We start from the raw sequence: 18,363 nt of genomic DNA, 5'->3' as shown, positions 1-18,363 counted from the left end.
CGAAGAGTTAGAGCATCACTCTAACTCTTCATTTCATGGCTGGGAATCATTGACCTGAACACAGGGCCTGAGTCACATTGAGTGTCGCTCAAAGAGAAGCGCAACCACCCCCCGCCCTGCCAAGGGAGTCCCCTATGCCCATCGAACAGCGCGGAGTCGACACCATCCCCGAGGAGGAGCGGACCAGCGGTCCCCGTGACCTGATCTCGATCCTCCTCGGCTCCAACCTGTGCCTCGGTGTGATCGTCTTCGGCTGGCTGCCCCCGTCCTTCGGACTGGGCCTGTGGCCCTCGGTCACGGCCATCGTGACCGGCACCCTCGTCGGCATCGCCTTCACCGCGCCGCTGGCTCTCGTCTCCCTGCGCACCGCGACCAACCTCTCCACCTCCAGCGGCGCGCAGTTCGGTGTGCGCGGCCGGCTCGTGGGATCGGTGGTGGGGCTGCTGCTCTCGCTCGGCTACACCGCGCTCACGCTGTGGATCGGCGGCGACGTGATGGTCGGCACCCTCGCGCGGCTCACCGGGCTCCCGGACACCGGCCTCTCGCGGGCCGTCATGTACGGCCTGCTCGCCGTGTGCACCGTCGTCGCGGCCGTCTTCGGCTACCGGCTGCTGCTGCGCATGAGCAAGGTGCTGTCCATCGCCATGGTGCTGCTGCTGGCGGCCGGCTTCGTCGCCTACGCCCCGGACTTCACCACCGCCGCGCCGCCCGAGACCCCGTACCTGCTCGGCTCCTTCTGGCCGACGTGGCTGCTGGCCGCCGTCGCCGCGGGGCTCAGCGGACCCGTCGCCTTCATCACCCTGCTGGGCGACTACACGCGCTACGTCTCCCCGCGCCGGCACACCTCGCGCAAGGTCCTGTGGGCCACCGCCTTCGGCCTGCTGATCGGCCTGCTGATCCCGCAGCTCTTCGGCACCTTCACCGCGCTGGCCGCCCGGGCGGGCCTGGACTACGCCGGTGCGCTGGTCGAGGCCGCGCCGCTGTGGTACCTGCTCCCGCTGCTGGTGGCGGCCGCGGCCGGCTCGGTCGGCAACGCCGGGCTGATGCTCTACTCCATGGGCCTGGACCTCGACGCGATCGTCCCCCGGGCCACCCGCACCACCGCCACCGTGATCGCCGCAGCCGTCGCGACCGCCTTCGTGTTCGTCGGGTCCTTCGAGTGGGACGTGCAGTCCGCGATGACCTCGTTCGTGCTGGTGCTGACCGCGATCGGCACCCCGTGGGCCGTGATCACCCTGATCGGCCACGTCCGCTGCCGCGGGGTCTACGACGCCGACGCGCTCCAGGTCTTCAACCGCCGTTCGGTGGGCGGGGCCTACTGGTACCGATCCGGCTGGAACATCGCGGCCACCGCCTCCTGGGCGATCGGCGCGGCCGTCGGCCTGCTCGCCGTGACCACCCCGTTCTACGAGGGTCCGCTGCTTGCCCTCACCGGCGGCGTGGACTGTTCCTTCGTCCTGTCCGGCCTCACCGGCGGCCTCGTGCACACCGCGCTCACCTTCCGCCGCGCTTCCGCCCGGGCCCCGGCCGCCGCCCTCGCCGAGGAGCCCGCGAACGCCTGAGGTCCCCCGTACGCGAGCGGGCCCGCACCCCGGAGATCCGGAAAGTGCGGGCCCGCTCCCGTACGCAGGCGGCGGCTACCCCAGGGGGTTAGCCCAGGGGGTGCATCCAGCCGTGGGTGTCGGCGGCGTGGCCGGTCTGGAGCTCCAGCAGCGCCTTGCGCAGACGCATGGTGACCTCGCCCGGCTCACCGTCGCCCTGGGTCCACTGGGCACGCTCGGACTTGACCGAGCCGACCGGGGTGATGACGGCGGCGGTGCCGCAGGCGAACACCTCGGTGAGGGTGCCGTTGGCGTTGTCGCGCTGCCAGTCCTCGGTGGTCAGGCGGCCCTCCTCGGCGGTGTAGCCCAGGTCGCGCGCGATCGTGAGGAGGGAGTCGCGGGTGATGCCGGGGAGCAGCGAGCCGGTCAGCTCGGGGGTGACGATGCGGTCGCCGTACACGAAGTACAGGTTCATCCCGCCCATCTCCTCGATCCAGCGGTGCTCGACGGCGTCGAGCCAGACCACCTGGTCGCAGCCCTGGGAGGCGGCCTGGGCCTGCGCGACCAGGGAGGCCGCATAGTTGCCGCCGGTCTTGGCCGCGCCGGTGCCGCCCTTGACCGCGCGGACGTAGTCCTCGGAGAGCCAGACGGAGACGGGCTTGACCCCGCCGGGGAAGTACGCGCCGGCCGGCGAGGCGATGACGATGAAGAGGAACTCGTTGGCCGGGCGGACACCGAGGCCGACCTCGGAGGCGAACATGAAGGGCCGCAGGTAGAGGGAGGCCTCGCCGGAGTCCGGGACCCAGGCGCGGTCCTGCTTGATCAGGGCGTCGCAGGCCTCGATGAACAGCTCGACCGGCAGCTCGGGCATCGCCATGCGGCGGGCCGAGGCCTGGAAGCGTGCCGCGTTGGCCTCGGGGCGGAAGGTGGCGACGGTGCCGTCGGGCTGACGGTAGGCCTTGAGCCCCTCGAAGATCGTCTGCGCGTAGTGCAGGGTCATGTTCGCCGGGTCGATCGAGAGCGGCGCGTACGGGACCAGTTCGGCGTCGTGCCAGCCACGGCCCTCGGTCCACTTGATCGTCACCATGTGGTCGGTGAAGTGGCGGCCGAAGCCGGGGCTGGCCAGGATCGCCTCGCGCTCCGCGTCGGACAGCGGGTTCGAGGAGGGCTTGAGCTCGATCGTGGGCGTCGTCATGAGTGCTTGTCCTTCACCGGTTGTGTATGGCGGACCGCGCTCACGGCGTACTAGGACGTCCGAGCTTCCCCGTATTCCGCGGCCTCGCGTTCGATTATCGCGCGCGGGCAGGCTTCGGAGAAGCGGGGGATTGCGGCCCAGGGGAGATGGTGGCACCCGGGGCCGCACAGGAAAAGCCGCCAGGTCCCATTGTGACCCGGCGGCTTCCTGGGGCGGAGCGGCCGGGTCAGCCGGCTACTCGCGCGGCGAGGGCGTCGCCGATCGCGTCGGTGGAGCGGAAGGCGCCGTCACGCTCGGCGAGGTCGGCGGAGACCGCGTCCTCGATGCGGACGGCCTCGGCCTCGTAGCCCAGGTGGCGCAGCAGGAGGGCGACGGAGAGGATCGTCGCGGTCGGGTCGGCCTTGCCGGTGCCGGCGATGTCCGGGGCCGAGCCGTGGACGGGCTCGAACATGGACGGGAAGGCGCCCGTCGGGTTGATGTTCCCGGAGGCGGCCAGGCCGATTCCGCCCGTGACGGCCGCGGCCAGGTCGGTGAGGATGTCACCGAAGAGGTTGTCCGTGACGATGACGTCGAAGCGCTCCGGCTGGGTGACGAAGAAGATCGTCGCCGCGTCGACGTGCAGGTAGTCCGTGGTGACCTCGGGGTACTCCTGGCCGACCTTGTCGAAGATGTTCTTCCACATGTGGCCCGCGTACACGAGGACGTTGTTCTTGTGGACCAGCGTCAGCTTCTTGCGGGGGCGGGCATTGGCCCGCTCGTACGCGTCACGGACGACGCGCTCGACGCCGTACGCGGTGTTGACGCTGACCTCGGTGGCCACCTCGGCGGGGGTACCGGTGCGCAGGCTGCCGCCGTTGCCGGTGTACGGGCCCTCGGTGCCCTCGCGGACCACGACGAAGTCGATGTCCGGGCGGCCCGCCAGCGGGGTGGCGGTGTTGGGGAACAGCTTCGACGGCCGCAGGTTGATGAAGTGGTCGAAGGCGAAGCGCAGCTTGAGCAGCAGGCCGCGCTCCAGCACGCCGGACGGGACCGAGGGGTCACCGATGGCGCCCAGCAGGATCGCGTCGTGGTGCTTGAGGGCTTCGAGTTCCGCGTCCGGGAGGGTCTCACCGGTGCGGTGCCAGCGCTGGGCGCCGAGGTCGTATTGCCTGGTCTCCAACTTCACATCCTGGGGCAGGACCGCGGTAAGGACCTTGAGTCCCTGAGCCACGACTTCCTGGCCGATGCCATCACCGGGGATCACTGCGAGATTGATGCTGGTCGACATGGCGAAACCGTACTCCGTGTCCAGCCTTCAGACATTTCACGTCCACGATGTGGACGCGAAATGTCCCGGGCGGGCGTCGCCCCGGGGGCTGGTCAGTGGCCGGTCGAGCCGCCGTTGTCACGGCGGTCGAGGGCGCGCTGCAGGGCCGCGGCGGCGTTCTTGCGTTCGTCGGCCGAGGCGGAGGCGTGGCGGACGCGGCGGGTGGCGGTGGTTGCGGTCATGGTGATCGACTCCTTGAGATCACGGGCGTGGCGGGGCCACGGATGAGGGGTTCCTTCAAGGCGCCGGAAGGGGCGGGGAGCAGCGCGCCGCAGGGGTTGCCTGCCAGGGGCACGCGCTCTCGACCGCCATTCGCCCGATCGGCGAGACGTTCGGCTTCTACAAAGCTAGGCCAGGTCCCGCTGTATGTCTCGGCAATTACTCGGACTTCCTACTATCTGAGACGCGAATCCCCTCGAAAAGCCTGCTTCCGAAGCTCCGATTCAGCCTCCCACCGAGCGAAGCTCCCTGATCAGGGCCCTGACGGCGAGGGTTGCGGCGGATTCCGACGTAGTGACGTATCCCACCTGTCTCACGGGCCCCTGCGGGCCCAGACCGGTGATCTCCACCGCCTCGGTCGCGTCCCTCAGCGACAGCTCGGGCATGATCGCCATCCCGAGCCCGCGGCCGACCATGGTCAGTACCATCGCGTCGTCCTCCGCCGTGACCGTGGCCCGCGGGATCCAGTCCTGGGCCCGCCACCATGCGCGGGTGTAGGAGCCGCAGTTCTCGTCCCAGTCCATGAGCGGCAGCGACCTCGGGTCCGGATGCCCGGCCGGGTGCACCAGGTGGTACGCCTCCTGCGCGAGCACTCCGCTCAGCAGACCGGCAGGCGCCTCCTCCCGGGCGCCGCCCAGCGTGGCGATGCCCAGGTCGGCGCGGCCCGCCGCCACTTCCCCGGCCGCTCCCGCGCCGATCTCGCGCACCACGCGGACCTCGGGTCGGATGCCGGGGTGCCGGGCGACAAGCCGCTCCAGAGCCGGGGGCAGCAGATGCAGGGCGGCGCTGCGGAACGCCACGATCCGCAGGACGCCCCCGAGTGCCTCGCGGCCCCCCTCCCGGGCCGCGCCGCGCACCTCCGCGCCCATGACCTCGTACGACCGCAGGATGCGGCGGGCGTGGCCGACCGCCCGCTCCCCCGCCGGGGTGGGCGACGCCCCGGACCGCCCCCGCTCGAAGAGCACGGCGCCGAGCTTGGCCTCACTGCCGCGCACCGAGTGGGACACGGCCGACTGGGTGACGCCGAGTGCCGCGGCTGCGGCGGAGAACGCGCCGGCTTCCGCGACGGCGACCAGGATCCGCAGTTCCTGCGGGAGGAGTTCGGACACAGGGGCCCACCTCATCGTATGAGTGCTGTTCATGGATGCGTGACTTCCATGAACCCAACCCCCTGCCCGGCCGCCGGATTCCTTCCTAGCGTCATGGCCATGACCACGAACACCGCTCACGCCGTCCACCAGATCGCCCGCCCGACGGGCTTCCCCGCCGCCTCCGACTTCGCGTACGTCACCTCCCCGGTCCCCGAGCCTCGGCCCGGCACCGCCCTGGTGGAGAATCTGCTGCTCTCCGTGGACCCGTACCACCGCGGCCTGATGGACGGCGGGGAGGGCGGCTTCGAGCTGAACACCCCGCTGGAGGGCCGCTCGCTGGGCCGGGTGATCGCCTCCCGCGACCCCGGGCTGCGCGAGGGCGACCTGGTCTTCCACCGCGAGGGCTGGCGCACGCACGCCCTCGTCACCCTCGGCGAGGCGGGAACACGCCGACTGCGCGACCACACGGGCGTCCCGCTGGAGGCGTACCTCTCGATCCTCGGCGGCACCGGCCTGACGGCATACGCCGCACTGACCCGGACGGCGGCGCTGCGCGCGGGCGAGGACCTGTTCGTCTCCGCCGCCGCGGGCGGGGTCGGCACCGCCACCGGACACATCGCCCGGCTGCTGGGCGCCCGGCGGGTCATCGGCAGCGCGGGCTCGGCGGCGAAGGTCCGCCACCTCACGGACGTCCTGGGTTTTGACGCGGCTTTCGACTACCGCGACGCCCCGGTAGGCGAGCAGCTCGCCGAGGTCGCCCCCGAGGGCATCGACGTCTACGTGGACAACGTGGGCGGCGAGCACCTGGAGGGCGCGATCGGCGCGCTGCGCGAGTTCGGGCGGATCGCCTGGGTCGGCGCCGTCTCGACCTACAACGGCGACCGCTCCCCCGCCGCACCCCGCAACCTCTTCGAGGTCGTCCACAAGTCGCTGCGCATGGAAGGCGTATTGGTCCGCCATCACACCAATCTGCAGGACGAGCTGGAGGACTTCCTCGTCCCTCATCTGCGCAGCGGCCGGATCGGCACCGACACCACCGTCGTGCAGGGCTTCGAGCACACCGTGGACGCCTTCCGGGGCATGCTCCGCGGGGAGAACGTGGGCAAGATGCTCGTACGGGTCGGCGGCTGATCGCGGCCGACCCGAAGTTCACCGAACTCTTGCCGCACGGATGTAGACCTTTACGGCCGCCCCCGCCACCCTTGCCGTCGATGTGCCACCGGGGCACCACAGTGGGAGGCGAGCGACCAGTGACACCGATCAGCCGCAGAGGTTTCGTGGGCATCGGCGCAGGGCTGATGGCGGGTGCGGCGCTGCCCGTCGCGGCGCCCTCGTCGGCGGCCGCGGCCGCCGCGAGCGGCACCATCACCGACGTGCGGCACGTGGTGGTCCTGATGCAGGAGAACCGCGGCTTCGACCACTACTTCGGCAGGCTGAAGGGCGTGCGCGGCTTCGGCGACCGCGCCGCCGGCAACATCCCGGGCGGCTGGGGCACCTTCAACCAGCCCAACTGGGGTGCCCGGCAGTACCCGTGGAAACTCTCGGCCACCCCGCCGGCGGGCGGCGCGGACGGCGCGACCCTCGCCCAGTGCAGCGGCGACCTCCCGCACAGCTGGACCTCGCAGCACGCGGCGTGGAACAAGGGCCGGATGGACAACTGGGTGCTGGGCGTGGGCAGCACCCGCACCCTCGGCCACCTGGACCGCGGCGACCTCCCCTTCCACTACGCCCTCGCCGACCACTACACGATCTGCGACGCCTACTTCTGCTCCGCCCTCAGTGCCACCGGCCCGAACCGCACCTTCCTGTGGAGCGGGAAGATCGACGCGGCCAGCAAGGACGGCGGCGAGGAGTCGGGGCTCACCTGGGAGACGTACGCGGAAACCCTCCAGCGCGCCGGTATGACCTGGAAGGTCTACCAGAACGCCCAGGACAACTACGGCGACAACGGCCTGGCCTACTTCAAGAACTTCACCGACGCCGCCCCCGGCAACCCGCTGTGGGACCGGGGCATGGGATCGGTCCCCAGGGTCACCGGCTCCACCCCGGACGACATCGCGGCCGCGATCCGCGCCGACGTCGTCGCGGGCACCCTGCCCCAGGTGTCCTGGGTCGTCGCGAACGAGGCCTTCTCGGAACACCCCTACGCACCGCCCGGCGACGGCGCGCACTTCGTCGACCTGGTCTACCGCGCCCTCGCCGCGAACCCCGAGGTCTTCGACTCCACCGTCCTGTTCCTCAACTACGACGAGAACGACGGCTTCTTCGACCACGTGCCGCCGCCGGTCGCCCCGCCCGGCACCCCCGGCGAGTACCTCGACGGCATCCCGATCGGGCTCGGCTTCCGCGTCCCGATGCTGGTCATGTCCCCCTGGACGCGCGGCGGCTGGGTCAGCTCGGAGGTCTTCGACCACACCTCGGTGCTCCGCTTCATGGAGACCTGGTCGGCCGCCCTCGGCACCCCCGCCGCCTGCCCGAACATCAGCGCCTGGCGCCGCAGGGTGGTGGGCGACCTGACCGGTGTCTTCGACTTCACGCGACCGGTGTACGGGGTCCCCGCGGGCCTCCCGTCGACCGCGAGGGTGATCGGCCAGGCGACCTGCGCCCCGCTGCCCAATCCGGTGCCGCAGGACAACGCCCTCCCGGCGCAGGAGCCCGGCACTCGCCCGGCGCGCGCCCTCCCGTACCAGGTCAACGGCAACCTGGACCGCTTCGAGTTCGGAGCGGCCGGTCAGATCACGGCCTGGTTCTCGATGAGCAACCAGGGCGCCCTGGCCCAGCGCCCGGCGCACTTCTCGATCCATCCGCACCAGCACCGGGACACGGCGGCCTGGCAGTACACGGTGGACCCGGGCGCCACGGCCACCGACTACTTCCACATCGGGCTCGGCCACGGCTCCGGCAAGTACGACATCTCGATGTACGGGCCGAACCGCTTCCTGCGGCGCTTCATCGGCGACACGACGAAGGCGGGCCGGGCGATCGAGGTGGCGGCGCGCTTCGCCGTGGAGTCCGGCACGGGCAGGACGGCGATCTGGTTCAGGATGACGAACTCCTCCGCCTCCCCCGTCACCTTCACCATCCGCTCCAACGCCTACCGTTCGGACGGCCCGTGGACCTACACCGTCCCGGCGAACTCCTCCCGCGAGGACTTCTTCAACGCGGTGGCGTACCACAAGGGCTGGTACGACTTCACGATCCTGGCCGGCTCCGACGGCACCTGGTCGCGCCGTTACACGGGCCACATCGAAACGGGCTCGGCGAGCGTCACGGGGTCGTAGGCCCTCCTTCCCGGCGTAGGCCCCGCTAGAGGACGTCCCCGTCGCGCCAGTCGAAGTCGAGCCGCGCGGCGGGGTCCGGCCGGGCTCCGCCGGGCGGCGCCCACACGTAGGTGGAGCCCTCCTCCTCGGGCAGCCGTACCGGCCCGTCCGGCGAGAGCGCGCCCACCTCGCCCGGCCACACCGACCAGCCTCGGGCCAGGTAGAGCCCGGCCCCCTCCTCCGACGCCGACAGCGCTCCCAGCACGTAGGCCCGGGCCACGACCTGCTCCAGCCCGGCCATGACCCGCCCGCCGAGACCGCGCCGGCGCAGGTCGGCCCGTACGGCCACGGCCTCGACGTATCCCGTGCGCAGGGCGTGCCCGCGGTGCACGACCCGCCGCTGCACGACGCTGCCGTGGGCGGCGAGCCGGCCGTCCACACCGATCAGGACGTGCATCCCGCCGAGCGCGTGCTCGAAGTCCTCGTCGGCGAAGTCTCCCTCGAAGGCGTCGTCGAGCAGCGTCCGGATCGCGCCGAGCTCACCGGCGGACAGTTGCGAGGTGTGCGCGGTCCGTGTGTCCATCACTGCTCCAGCCAGTCGGTGTACCAGGTGCGGAAGTCCGGGCTCTCGGGCGCATGGCAGCCGAACACCTGGTCCACGTGCCAGACCTGACCGGCCAGCGGCCCGCCCAGGATCAGCCTCACGAAGATGCCGCAGCCCTCCTCGGCCAGCATGAGCGTGCCCAGAGTCAGCCCCTCGGCCTCGTCGAACCGGCGGTTCTCGTCGAACGGACGGGGCGCGCGGATCGGGCAGGGTGCGGCCAGCCGGCCCGGGCGGCGGTCATCGCGCCACTCGTCGTCCACCGCCCAGTCGTCGTCGGCCTCGGGGCGCGGGGTGATCAGCGGCATCAGCCCGCGCCGGGGGCCCGCCGGGCCGTCGCCGACCGTCGTGACGAACGTCCGGTACTCCTCAGGCAGCCGGATGCCGTGCTCCGCCTCGAAGGCCCGGACCTCCGCCTCCGGCAGCGGCGGCCTCAGCTCGTGGCGGAAGGTCTTCGCGCGCAGCCGCGCCCGTACGGCCCGCGCGTCCCAGTCGCTCATCCCGCGAACGTAGCAAGGACGCGCCCGCGCCCGGCACCGGATTGCGGACGCCGAGGGCCGCACACCGGCCGCCATCGGCCGACGCGGCTCTAGCGGTCTGGACCAATACGGCGGCAGACTCACCCCATGTCGCCCGATACCCAGCAGTGGTCCCCCACCCACGGCCAGCCGTACCGTCCCACCGCCTACCGGCCCGAGCGGATGCCGCAGCACACGTCCCTGGCCCGGGCCGCCGAGTTGCGGGCCCGGATGGACGAGCGGCGGACCGTGCGCCACTTCTCCACCGACCCGGTGCCCGAGCAGGTCGTGCGCGACGCCATCGCGTGCGCGGCGACCGCGCCGTCCGGGGCGCACCAGCAGCCGTGGACCTTCGTCCTGGTCAAGGACCCGGCCGTGCGCGGCCGGATCCGCGCCGCCGCGGAACAGGAGGAGGAGCTCTCCTACGACGGCCGCCTCGGTGACGAATGGCTGGCGGCCCTGCGCCCGCTCGGCACGGACGCCGTGAAGACCCATCTGACGGACGCGCCCGCGCTGATCGTGGTGTTCCAGCAGCGGTACTGGCTCGGCCCCGACGGTACGAAGCGCAAGCACTACTACGTGGACGAGTCGGTCGGCATCGCGGTCGGCATGCTCCTGTCCGCCCTGCACCTGAGCGGTCTCGCCGCCCTGATCCACACCCCGAGCCCGATGCGGTTCCTGGGACACGTCCTGGACCGGCCGGCGAACGAGAAGGCCTTCGCGGTCATCCCGGTCGGCTATCCGGCGGACGACTGCGAGGTCCCGGACCTGGTCCGCAAGTCCCTCGACCAGGTCATGGTCGAGGTGTGACGGTCCCGGCGGTGAAATGGAAACCGCCCCCGCTCCGGACTTGGGGGTACCGGAGCGGGGGCGGGGTTCAGCGGGGGCCGGAGATCAGCCCATGTGGGGGTAGCCGTACTCGGTCGGCGGGACCAGGGTCTCCTTGATGGAGCGGGTCGAGGTCCAGCGGAGCAGGTTCGACGCGGCGCCGGCCTTGTCGTTGGTGCCGGAGGCGCGGCCGCCGCCGAAGGGCTGCTGGCCGACGACGGCGCCGGTGGACTTGTCGTTGATGTAGAAGTTGCCCGCCGCGAAGCGGAGCTTCTCCATCGTGTGCGCCGCCGCGTAGCGGTCCGCGGCGATGACCGAGCCGGTCAGGGCGTACGCCGAGACGGACTCCATCTGCGCGAGCATGGCGTCGTAGTTCTCGTCCTCGTAGACGTGAATCGCGAGGATCGGGCCGAAGTACTCGGTCGTGAAGACCTCGTTCTCCGGGTCGGTGCAGACGATGACCGTCGGGCGTACGAAGTAGCCCTCGGAGTCGTCGTAGGTGCCACCGGCGACGATCTCGCAGGTCGGGTCGGCCTTGGCGCGGTCGATCGCGGCCTTGTTCTTCGCGAAGGACCGCTCGTCGATGACGGCGCCGATGAAGTTGGACAGGTCGGTGACCGGGCCCATGGTGATGCCGTCGACCTCGGCCGCGAAGGCCTCCTTGAAGCCGTCGTTCCAGATGGAGGCCGGAACGTAGGCGCGCGAGGACGCCGAGCACTTCTGGCCCTGGAACTCGAAGGAGCCGCGGGTCAGGGCGGTCTTCAGGATCGCGCGGTCCGCGGACGGGTGCGCGACGACGAAGTCCTTGCCGCCGGTCTCGCCGACCAGGCGCGGGTAGGACTTGTACTTCTCGATGTTGCTGCCGACCGTCTTCCACAGGTACTGGAAGGTCCTGGTCGAGCCGGTGAAGTGGATGCCGGCGAGCTCCGGGTGGTTCAGGGCCACCTCGGACACGGCGATGCCGTCGCCCGTCACCAGGTTGATGACGCCCTTGGGCAGGCCGGCCTCCTCCAGGAGCTCCATGAGGAGGACCGCGGAGTGGGTCTGCGTCGGGGACGGCTTCCACAGGACCACGTTGCCCATCAGGGCGGGAGCGGTCGGCAGGTTGCCGGCGATGGCCGTGAAGTTGAACGGCGTGATCGCGTAGACGAAGCCTTCGAGCGGGCGGTGGTCGCTGCGGTTCCACACGCCGGCGGAGTTGGCGACCGGCTGCTCGGCCAGGATCTGGCGGGCGAAGTGGACGTTGAAGCGCCAGAAGTCGACGAGCTCGCACGGGGTGTCGATCTCGGCCTGCTGGGCGGTCTTCGACTGGCCGAGCATGGTGGAGGCGGCGAGCTTCTCGCGCCACGGGCCGGACAGCAGCTCGGCGGCGCGCAGGATGATCGCGGCGCGGTCGTCGAAGGACATCGCGCGCCAGGCCGGGGCGGCGGCCAGGGCGGCGTCGACGGCCTCCTGCGCGTCGGCCTGGGTGGCGTTGGCGTAGGTGCCGAGCACCGACTTGTGGTCGTGCGGCTGGACCACGTCGAATCGCTCGCCGCCGCCCATCCGCTTGACGCCGTTGATCGTCATCGGAAGGTCGATCGGGTTCTCGGACAGCAGCTTCAGCTGCGCCTCGAGACGCGCGCGCTCCGGGGTCCCGGGGGCGTACGAGTGGACCGGCTCGTTGACCGGCGCGGGGACCTGGGTCACAGCATCCATGGGGCTGATAACTCCTTAGACCTGGTTCTTGGCTAGTTCTTGGTGATCATCGAGCGGACGAAGAAGAGCAGGTTGGCCGGCTTCTCCGCGAGGCGGCGCATGAAGTAGCCGTACCAGTCCGTCCCGTACGCGGTGTAGACGCGCATCCGGTGGCCCTCGGCGGCGAGCCGGAGGTGCTCCTCGCTGCGGATGCCGTACAGCATCTGGAATTCGTACTCGTCCAGCTTGCGCCCGGCCTTGCGGGCGAGCTCCTGGCCGATGGCGATGAGGCGCGGGTCGTGGGACCCGATCATCGGGTAGCCCTCGCCGTCCATGAGGATCTTCAGGATGCGGACGTAGGCCTTGTCGATCTCCGCCTTGTCCAGGTACGCGACCTCGGCGGGCTCCTTGTAGGCGCCCTTGACGATCCGCACGCGGCTGCCGTTGGCGGCCAGGCGGCGGGCGTCGGCCTCGGTGCGGAAGAGGTAGGCCTGGATCACGCAGCCGGTCTGCGGGAAGTCCTTCCGCAGTTCCTCGTGGATGGCGAACATCGAGTCGAGGGTGGTGTGGTCCTCGGCGTCCAGCGTCACGGTGGTGCCGATGGCCGCGGCCGCCTCGACGACCGGGCGGACGTTGGCGAGTGCCAGCTCGTGGCCGCCCTCCAGCGCCTGGCCGAACATGGACAGCTTCACGGACATCTCGGCCTTCTCGCCGAGGCCGAGCTCCGCGAGGCGCTCGATCAGCTGGAGGTAGGCGTCGCGGGCGGCGTAGGACTGCTCCACCTCGGTGATGTCCTCACCGACGACGTCCAGGGTGACCTCAAGGCCGGCCCGCGTGAGGTCCTCGACGATCGGAATGACCTGATCGACCGTCTCGCCGGGGATGAACCGGTTCACCACGGGCTTGGTCACCGGGGCGGCAGAGACGATACGGCGCATCTTGTCGCTGCGCGAAGCGGCGAGGATCACGGGACCCAGCACGGGCACCTCCAGCGGGTGGCAGAAGAAAAGCTCAAGTAAAACCACCGTGAAACCTAAGGATCGCTTCGATCCTCTGCCATCGACAGCTGTCACGCATCCGTGTCCGCGATCTCATACACCTGTCTGAAGAGCGGGGCCGGGGGTGGGAGAATGTCCGGGTGAAGGGCGATTACCAGGACCTGGTGGACGAGATCTCGGCGCTGCTCGGCGCCCCGGCGACCCTGGAGAACCGGGACTTCCGCCTCATCGCCTTCGGTGCCCACGACAGCGACGACGACCTCGCCATGGACCCGGTGCGCACCCGCTCGATCCTGACCCGGCAGTCGACGGCGGCCGTGCGGTCCTGGTTCGAGGGCTTCGGCATCGCCCGCGCCACCGGCCCCGTCCGCATCCCGGCGGCGCCCGACGCGGGGGTGTTCCGCGGCCGGATCTGCCTGCCCGTGCGGTACCGAGGCATCGTGCAGGGGTACGTGTGGCTGCTCGACCAGGAGCCCGGCACGCCCGGCCCCGACCCCGCGGCGCTGTCCGCGGCCATGGAGGTGGCCCAGCGGATCGGGGTGCTGCTCGCCGAAGAGGCGAAGGCGGGGGCGGACCTTTCGCGGGAGTTCCAGGCGGTCCTCACGGCGGGGCGGGGGTGGCAGCAGGACATGGCGGTGGCCGCGCTACGGGCCGCCCTCGGCCCGGCCGGGGACGGCCTGCACGCGGCGGTCTGCGTGGCGCCGTGGCCCGGCGAGGCCCCGGCGTCGGTGCCGGGTGCCGCGGCGGTGTGCGTCGTACCCCGGCGGGGCGGCGGGACGGGCGAGCCGGGCGACGCGCCCGGCGCCGGCGGGGCGGGGGGCCTGGCCCTGGCCGTACTGCTGCGGCTGCGCTCGGCGGACGCGCTGGCGCCGGCGCTGACGGCGGTGGCGCGCCTGCTGCCGCGCGCGCCGGAACCGGCGGCGGCCGCGGTGGGCGCGGGCGGCGCCGGGCCGCGGAAACGGGCCCCGGCAAGGACGTCGGCCGGAGCCTCCGCGCAAGCGGCAGGGGCCGGCGGACCGACCGGCGCCGTATCGGCCCGGCCCGCGACAACCGGGCCAGGGACGGCCGCACCCGGGACGGCCGGGGCCCCCGCGGGCGCCTCCCCGGCCGACCCGCACCGGATGACCGCGGGAGTCGGCGACCCCGTCCGCGGGCTCGCCGACCTGCCCGCCGCCTGGGAGCAGGCCGTCGCCGCGGCCCGCGCGGCGGTCGCCGAGCCCCGGCTCGGCCCCGTCGCCCAGTGGTCGCGGATCGGGCCGTACCGGCTGCTGGCGGGCCTGGGCGCCGACCCGGTGGACGATCCGGCGGCCCGGCCCCTGCTCGCCCCCGCCCACCGCGAACTCGCCCGTACCGCCGAGGTCTTCCTGGACTGCGCCGGCCAGGCGGGCCGCGCCGCCGCCGCCCTGGGCATCCACCGCCAGACCCTCTACTACCGCCTCGGCCGGGTGGAGCAGCTGACCGGACTCGACCTCGACGCGGGCGAGGACCGCCTGCTGCTGCACATGGCTCTGAAGGCCTCCCGCCTGGTCTGAGGGTCATGTCCGGGACCGCCCGGGGCCGTTTTCCGATGTCCCGGCGGCCGTCGGTCTCGCAGCGTCGCGGACGGCGTCGGCCGCCCCTCCCGCGGAGCCCTCCGCTCCGGCCGGCGCGGCCATGGAGGTCCCCTGCTGGAGTTCCGGAAGGTCGGGCGTCCTGCGGTCGGCGACCGGGAGGTGCTCGTACGGGTCCGCGCGGCCTCGGTCAACGCCCGCGACCGGCAGCTCATGCGGGGCGGCCCCCGTCCGGCCGGCGGGGGCGCCGAAGCCGGCGAACCCTACGTTCGAGCAGGCGGCCGGGGTCCCGTCGGCGGGGAACACCGCGCTCATGGGCGCGTGCGGCCGGGGCAGCGGGTGCTGGTGAACGGTGCGTCAGGCGGGTTGGGGACCTTGGCCGTTCAGCTCGCCACGGCGTTCGGCGCGGAGGTGACCGGCGTGTGCGGCACCAGGGACACGGAGCTGACGCGCTCACGCGGTGTCGACCACGTCGTCGACTGCTCCCGGGAGGACGTCACCCGCACCGGCCGTCGCCACGACCTCGACCTCGGCCTGGTGGGCAACCGGACGCTCGGGGGCCGCTGGTCCTGTCGGGCGGCGGGGCATCCGACGGGGGCAGGCGGTCGGCCCTCCTCGTGGAGGGCCGGGCGCCCGCCCCTTCGTCCGCTCGTCCGCCGGCTGCTGCCGGTCCTGCGCGACGCCGGCCCGCTGCGCGAGACGCCCTGCGGGCTACTCCCGCGGCCGGGTCACCGCCTCGGCGGCCCGGCGCATGCCCTCGGTGAACTCCTCGGCCGTGGCGGCCGACTCCGGGTCGAAGAGCCACTGGACCATCAGACCGTTGAGCAGCGCCTGGTAGAAGGAACCCAGGGTGCGTACGTCCCGCTCGTCGAGTTCATCCTCCGGGGTGCCGGTGAGCATGGAGATCAGCCCGCGGCGCCCCTCGGCCTGCGAGGCCGCGAGCATGGCCCGCAGCTCCGGCCGCTGGTCCCGGCCGAGCGCCACCTCCAGGCTCGCCGCCCAGACGGGCGCGGACTGCTCGTGCTGCCCGAGGACTCCTTCCCAGAGGGCCCGGAAGCGTTCCAGCGAGCCGCCCTCACCGGCCAGGCCGTCCTGGAAGACCGCCCCCCACTCCTCCATCAGCCCGATGAAGGCCTGGGTGAGCAGGGCGTCCTTCGACCCGTAGTGGTAGCCGATGGAGGCCAGGTTGGTCCCTGACGCGCTGACGATGTCGCGCGCGGTGGTGCGTACGAACCCCTTCTCCACCAGGCACTTCTTGGCGCCTTCGAGCAGATCCTCGCGGTGTCCCATGGCCTCACCGTAGCAAGACAACTGTCCTAGACGGCAGTCCCACACAACCGTTCCATACGAGCGTCATATACGAGCGATCCATGCGTGCGTATGTTCCTCGGCATGACGAAGCCCGCCGCCACAGCGCGACTCGCCGGCCGCCGCGAAACGGACCCGGCTCCCGGCCGCCGCGGCGCGGGAGCACGAGGCGGCGTACAACCGACCGGTACGCCACGCCACGCCGTGGAACGGCGCGGCGCGGCGCGTCCTGCGGAACGCGGAAGGGCCCGGGGTCTCCCCCGGGCCCTTCCGCATGTCACTGCCGTGGCGGCGTCAGGCCAGGCTGACGGTGCGCGCGGAGGCGGCGCCGATCTCGGCGGCGATGTCCGCGAGGACGTTCGCCGGCACCTCCGCGTCGACGGTGAGGACCGCGAGGGCCTCGCCGTGCTCCTCCGCACGGGCCACCTGCATGCCCGCGATGTTCAGGCCTCCCTCGCCGAGGACACGGCCGACGGTGCCGACCACGCCGGGACGGTCGGTGTAGCGCAGGACGACCATGTAGTCGGCGAGCGCCAGGTCCACGTCGTACTCGCCGATGCCCACGATCTTCTGCAGGTGCTTCGGGCCCGCGAGCGTGCCGGAGACCGAGACCTCCTGCCCGTCGGACAGGGTGCCGCGCACGGTCACCACGTTGCGGTGGTCCGGGGACTCCGAGCTGGTGGTCAGGCGCACCTCGACGCCGCGCTCCTGCGCGAACAGCGGGGCGTTGACGTAGGAGACCGTCTCGTCGACGACGTCCTCGAAGACACCCTTGAGCGCGGAGAGTTCGAGCACCTTGACGTCGTGCTGGGTGATCTCGCCGCAGACCTCCACGTCGAGGCGGACCGCGACCTCGCCCGCGAGGGCGGTGAAGATGCGGCCGAGCTTCTCGGCGAGCGGCAGGCCCGGCCGGACGTCCTCGGCGATGACGCCGCCCTGGACGTTGACCGCGTCCGGTACGAGCTCACCGGCGAGGGCGAGGCGCACCGACTTGGCGACCGAGACCCCGGCCTTCTCCTGGGCCTCGTCCGTGGACGCGCCGAGGTGCGGGGTGCAGACAACCTGGTCGAGCTCGAAGAGCGGGGAGTCCGTGCAGGGCTCCTTCGCGTACACGTCGAGGCCGGCGCCGGCGACGCGGCCCTCCTTGATGGCCGAGTACAGGGCGGCCTCGTCCACGATGCCGCCGCGCGCGGCGTTGACGATGCGGACGGACGGCTTGACCTTGCGCAGGGCCTCGTCCCCGATGAGACCGATGGTCTCGGGGGTCTTGGGCAGGTGCACCGTGATGAAGTCGGCGACCTCGAGGAGCTCGTCCAGCGTCAGCATCTTGACGCCCATCTGGGCGGCGCGCGCGGGCTGCACGTAGGGGTCGTACGCGACGATCTTCATGCCGAAGGCCGACATGCGCTGTGCGACGAGGACGCCGATGCGGCCGAGGCCGACGACACCCAGGGTCTTCTCGCTGAGCTCGACGCCCGTGTACTTGTTGCGCTTCCACTCGCCGTTCTTCAGGGCGGTGTTGGCCTGCGGGATGTTGCGGGCGGTGGCGACCAGCAGGCCGCAGGCGAGCTCGGCCGCGGTCACGATGTTCGAGGTCGGGGCGTTGACGACCATCACACCGGCCTTGGTGGCGGCGGAGACGTCGACGTTGTCCAGACCGACGCCGGCGCGGGCGACGACCTTCAGCTTCTTCGCCGCGGCGATGGCCTCGGCGTCGACCTTCGTCGCGGAGCGGACGAGGATCGCGTCGACGTCGGCGATCGCGGGCAGCAGCTCCGCGCGGTCGGCTCCGTTGACGTGCCGGATCTCGAAGTCCGGACCGAGCGCGTCCACCGTGGCGGGCGACAGCTCTTCGGCGATGAGTACGACAGGTTTCGAGCTCACGTGGGTCATCCTCACAAGTCCAGTGCGGACGGCCGTCCCGACGGCCGCAGGCGGTGGAGGGGGTAGCCGCGTGGAAGACGCACGACACTGTGGGCCTGACGCGTATGTGTTGAGCAGTGTAGTGGCGCGGGCGGACCGGTTTTCCGCCTGTACGGAAGGATCACTCTTCCGTGGTTGGCCGGGGTGGACAAGCCACACCCGCGAGGGGCCCGGTCCCGGCGCTCCGGCCACCGGTGCGGTCGGGGCCGCCCGGCCCGGTGATGTGCGGCGGGGGCGGGGCGGGGGGGGGCCCGCCCCCCCCCCCCCCGCGGGGCGCCCGTCGTGGTGGACCCCGCTCATCAGCGTTCGCACCTTCATTGCGGGGGTCTCCACCAGGGGCGCCCAGTA

At 71.9% G+C, this 18,363-nt stretch carries 15 protein-coding genes; 5 read left to right on the top strand and 10 right to left on the bottom strand.

Annotated features, from left to right (window positions below; all coding sequences use genetic code 11):
• Nucleotides 1-134: 134 nt before the first annotated feature.
• Entirely contained in the window at nt 135-1,562 is a 1,428-nt protein-coding gene (locus ACIPXC_RS33190; RefSeq protein WP_401625710.1) for a cytosine permease, read from the top strand.
• An 88-nt stretch (nt 1,563-1,650) separates the two neighbouring features.
• Here ACIPXC_RS33190 and ACIPXC_RS33185 read toward each other — a convergent pair whose 3' ends face one another.
• The 4 genes from ACIPXC_RS33185 to ACIPXC_RS33170 all read right to left on the bottom strand — a co-directional run bounded on the left by ACIPXC_RS33185 (nt 1,651) and on the right by ACIPXC_RS33170 (nt 5,385).
• Complete coding sequence (locus ACIPXC_RS33185) at nt 1,651-2,736, bottom strand: branched-chain amino acid aminotransferase (protein WP_401625707.1); 1,086 nt, start codon at nt 2,734-2,736, stop codon at nt 1,651-1,653.
• 226 nt (nt 2,737-2,962) lie between these two features.
• Nucleotides 2,963-4,003, bottom strand: coding sequence for a 3-isopropylmalate dehydrogenase (locus tag ACIPXC_RS33180; RefSeq protein WP_401625704.1), 1,041 nt, complete (start codon nt 4,001-4,003; stop codon nt 2,963-2,965).
• Between the two features lie 92 nt (nt 4,004-4,095).
• A complete protein-coding gene (locus tag ACIPXC_RS33175; RefSeq protein WP_257856696.1) occupies nt 4,096-4,224 on the bottom strand; it encodes a hypothetical protein in 129 nt (42 codons plus the stop codon).
• Nucleotides 4,225-4,485: 261 nt separating this feature from the next.
• The gene (locus ACIPXC_RS33170; protein ID WP_401625734.1) at nt 4,486-5,385 is read right to left on the bottom strand and encodes a LysR family transcriptional regulator; all 900 of its coding nucleotides are present in this window, start codon (nt 5,383-5,385) and stop codon (nt 4,486-4,488) included.
• An 84-nt stretch (nt 5,386-5,469) separates the two neighbouring features.
• Here ACIPXC_RS33170 and ACIPXC_RS33165 point away from each other — a divergent pair, with 84 nt between their 5' ends.
• Together ACIPXC_RS33165 and ACIPXC_RS33160 are read left to right on the top strand one after the other, a co-directional pair.
• Complete coding sequence (locus tag ACIPXC_RS33165; RefSeq protein WP_401625699.1) at nt 5,470-6,483, top strand: NADP-dependent oxidoreductase; 1,014 nt, start codon at nt 5,470-5,472, stop codon at nt 6,481-6,483.
• A gap of 119 nt (nt 6,484-6,602) precedes the next feature.
• Nucleotides 6,603-8,633, top strand: coding sequence for a phosphocholine-specific phospholipase C (locus ACIPXC_RS33160; RefSeq protein ID WP_401625696.1), 2,031 nt, complete (start codon nt 6,603-6,605; stop codon nt 8,631-8,633).
• Between the two features lie 25 nt (nt 8,634-8,658).
• Here ACIPXC_RS33160 and ACIPXC_RS33155 read toward each other — a convergent pair whose 3' ends face one another.
• Nucleotides 8,659-9,195, bottom strand: a complete 537-nt coding sequence (locus ACIPXC_RS33155) for a GNAT family N-acetyltransferase (protein WP_401625693.1) — start codon at nt 9,193-9,195, stop codon at nt 8,659-8,661.
• Nucleotides 9,195-9,713, bottom strand: coding sequence for an SMI1/KNR4 family protein (locus ACIPXC_RS33150; protein WP_401625690.1), 519 nt, complete (start codon nt 9,711-9,713; stop codon nt 9,195-9,197). The genes ACIPXC_RS33155 and ACIPXC_RS33150 overlap by 1 nt, the downstream gene beginning before the upstream one ends.
• Before the next feature lie 126 nt (nt 9,714-9,839).
• Here ACIPXC_RS33150 and ACIPXC_RS33145 point away from each other — a divergent pair, with 126 nt between their 5' ends.
• Nucleotides 9,840-10,541 carry a nitroreductase family protein gene (locus tag ACIPXC_RS33145; protein ID WP_401625687.1) on the top strand — a complete coding sequence of 234 codons (702 nt, stop codon included), beginning with the start codon at nt 9,840-9,842 and terminating at the stop codon, nt 10,539-10,541.
• An 84-nt stretch (nt 10,542-10,625) separates the two neighbouring features.
• Here the strand turns inward: ACIPXC_RS33145 and pruA are convergent, their stop codons facing one another.
• Together pruA and ACIPXC_RS33135 are read right to left on the bottom strand one after the other, a co-directional pair.
• On the bottom strand, nt 10,626-12,257 hold the full coding sequence (pruA, locus tag ACIPXC_RS33140) for an L-glutamate gamma-semialdehyde dehydrogenase (RefSeq protein WP_401625684.1): 1,632 nt from the start codon (nt 12,255-12,257) through the stop codon (nt 10,626-10,628).
• A gap of 32 nt (nt 12,258-12,289) precedes the next feature.
• Nucleotides 12,290-13,216: a proline dehydrogenase family protein gene (locus ACIPXC_RS33135; protein WP_030958462.1), complete on the bottom strand. Its 927-nt coding sequence runs from the start codon at nt 13,214-13,216 to the stop codon at nt 12,290-12,292.
• Nucleotides 13,217-13,374: 158 nt separating this feature from the next.
• Between ACIPXC_RS33135 and ACIPXC_RS33130 the strand changes: the two genes are divergently transcribed.
• Complete coding sequence (locus tag ACIPXC_RS33130) at nt 13,375-14,766, top strand: PucR family transcriptional regulator (protein ID WP_401625682.1); 1,392 nt, start codon at nt 13,375-13,377, stop codon at nt 14,764-14,766.
• Nucleotides 14,767-15,495: 729 nt separating this feature from the next.
• On the opposite strand, the gene ACIPXC_RS33125 is transcribed toward ACIPXC_RS33130, so the two are convergent.
• Together ACIPXC_RS33125 and serA are read right to left on the bottom strand one after the other, a co-directional pair.
• Entirely contained in the window at nt 15,496-16,074 is a 579-nt protein-coding gene (locus tag ACIPXC_RS33125) for a TetR/AcrR family transcriptional regulator (RefSeq protein WP_401625679.1), read from the bottom strand.
• A 312-nt stretch (nt 16,075-16,386) separates the two neighbouring features.
• On the bottom strand, nt 16,387-17,976 hold the full coding sequence (gene serA / locus ACIPXC_RS33120; RefSeq protein ID WP_401625676.1) for a phosphoglycerate dehydrogenase: 1,590 nt from the start codon (nt 17,974-17,976) through the stop codon (nt 16,387-16,389).
• Nucleotides 17,977-18,363 lie beyond the last annotated feature (387 nt).

The sequence above is a fragment of the Streptomyces sp. NPDC090021 genome (assembly GCF_044748225.1).
In the GTDB taxonomy this organism is placed as follows: domain Bacteria; phylum Actinomycetota; class Actinomycetes; order Streptomycetales; family Streptomycetaceae; genus Streptomyces.
This window is presented reverse-complemented; position numbering and strand designations above follow the sequence as displayed.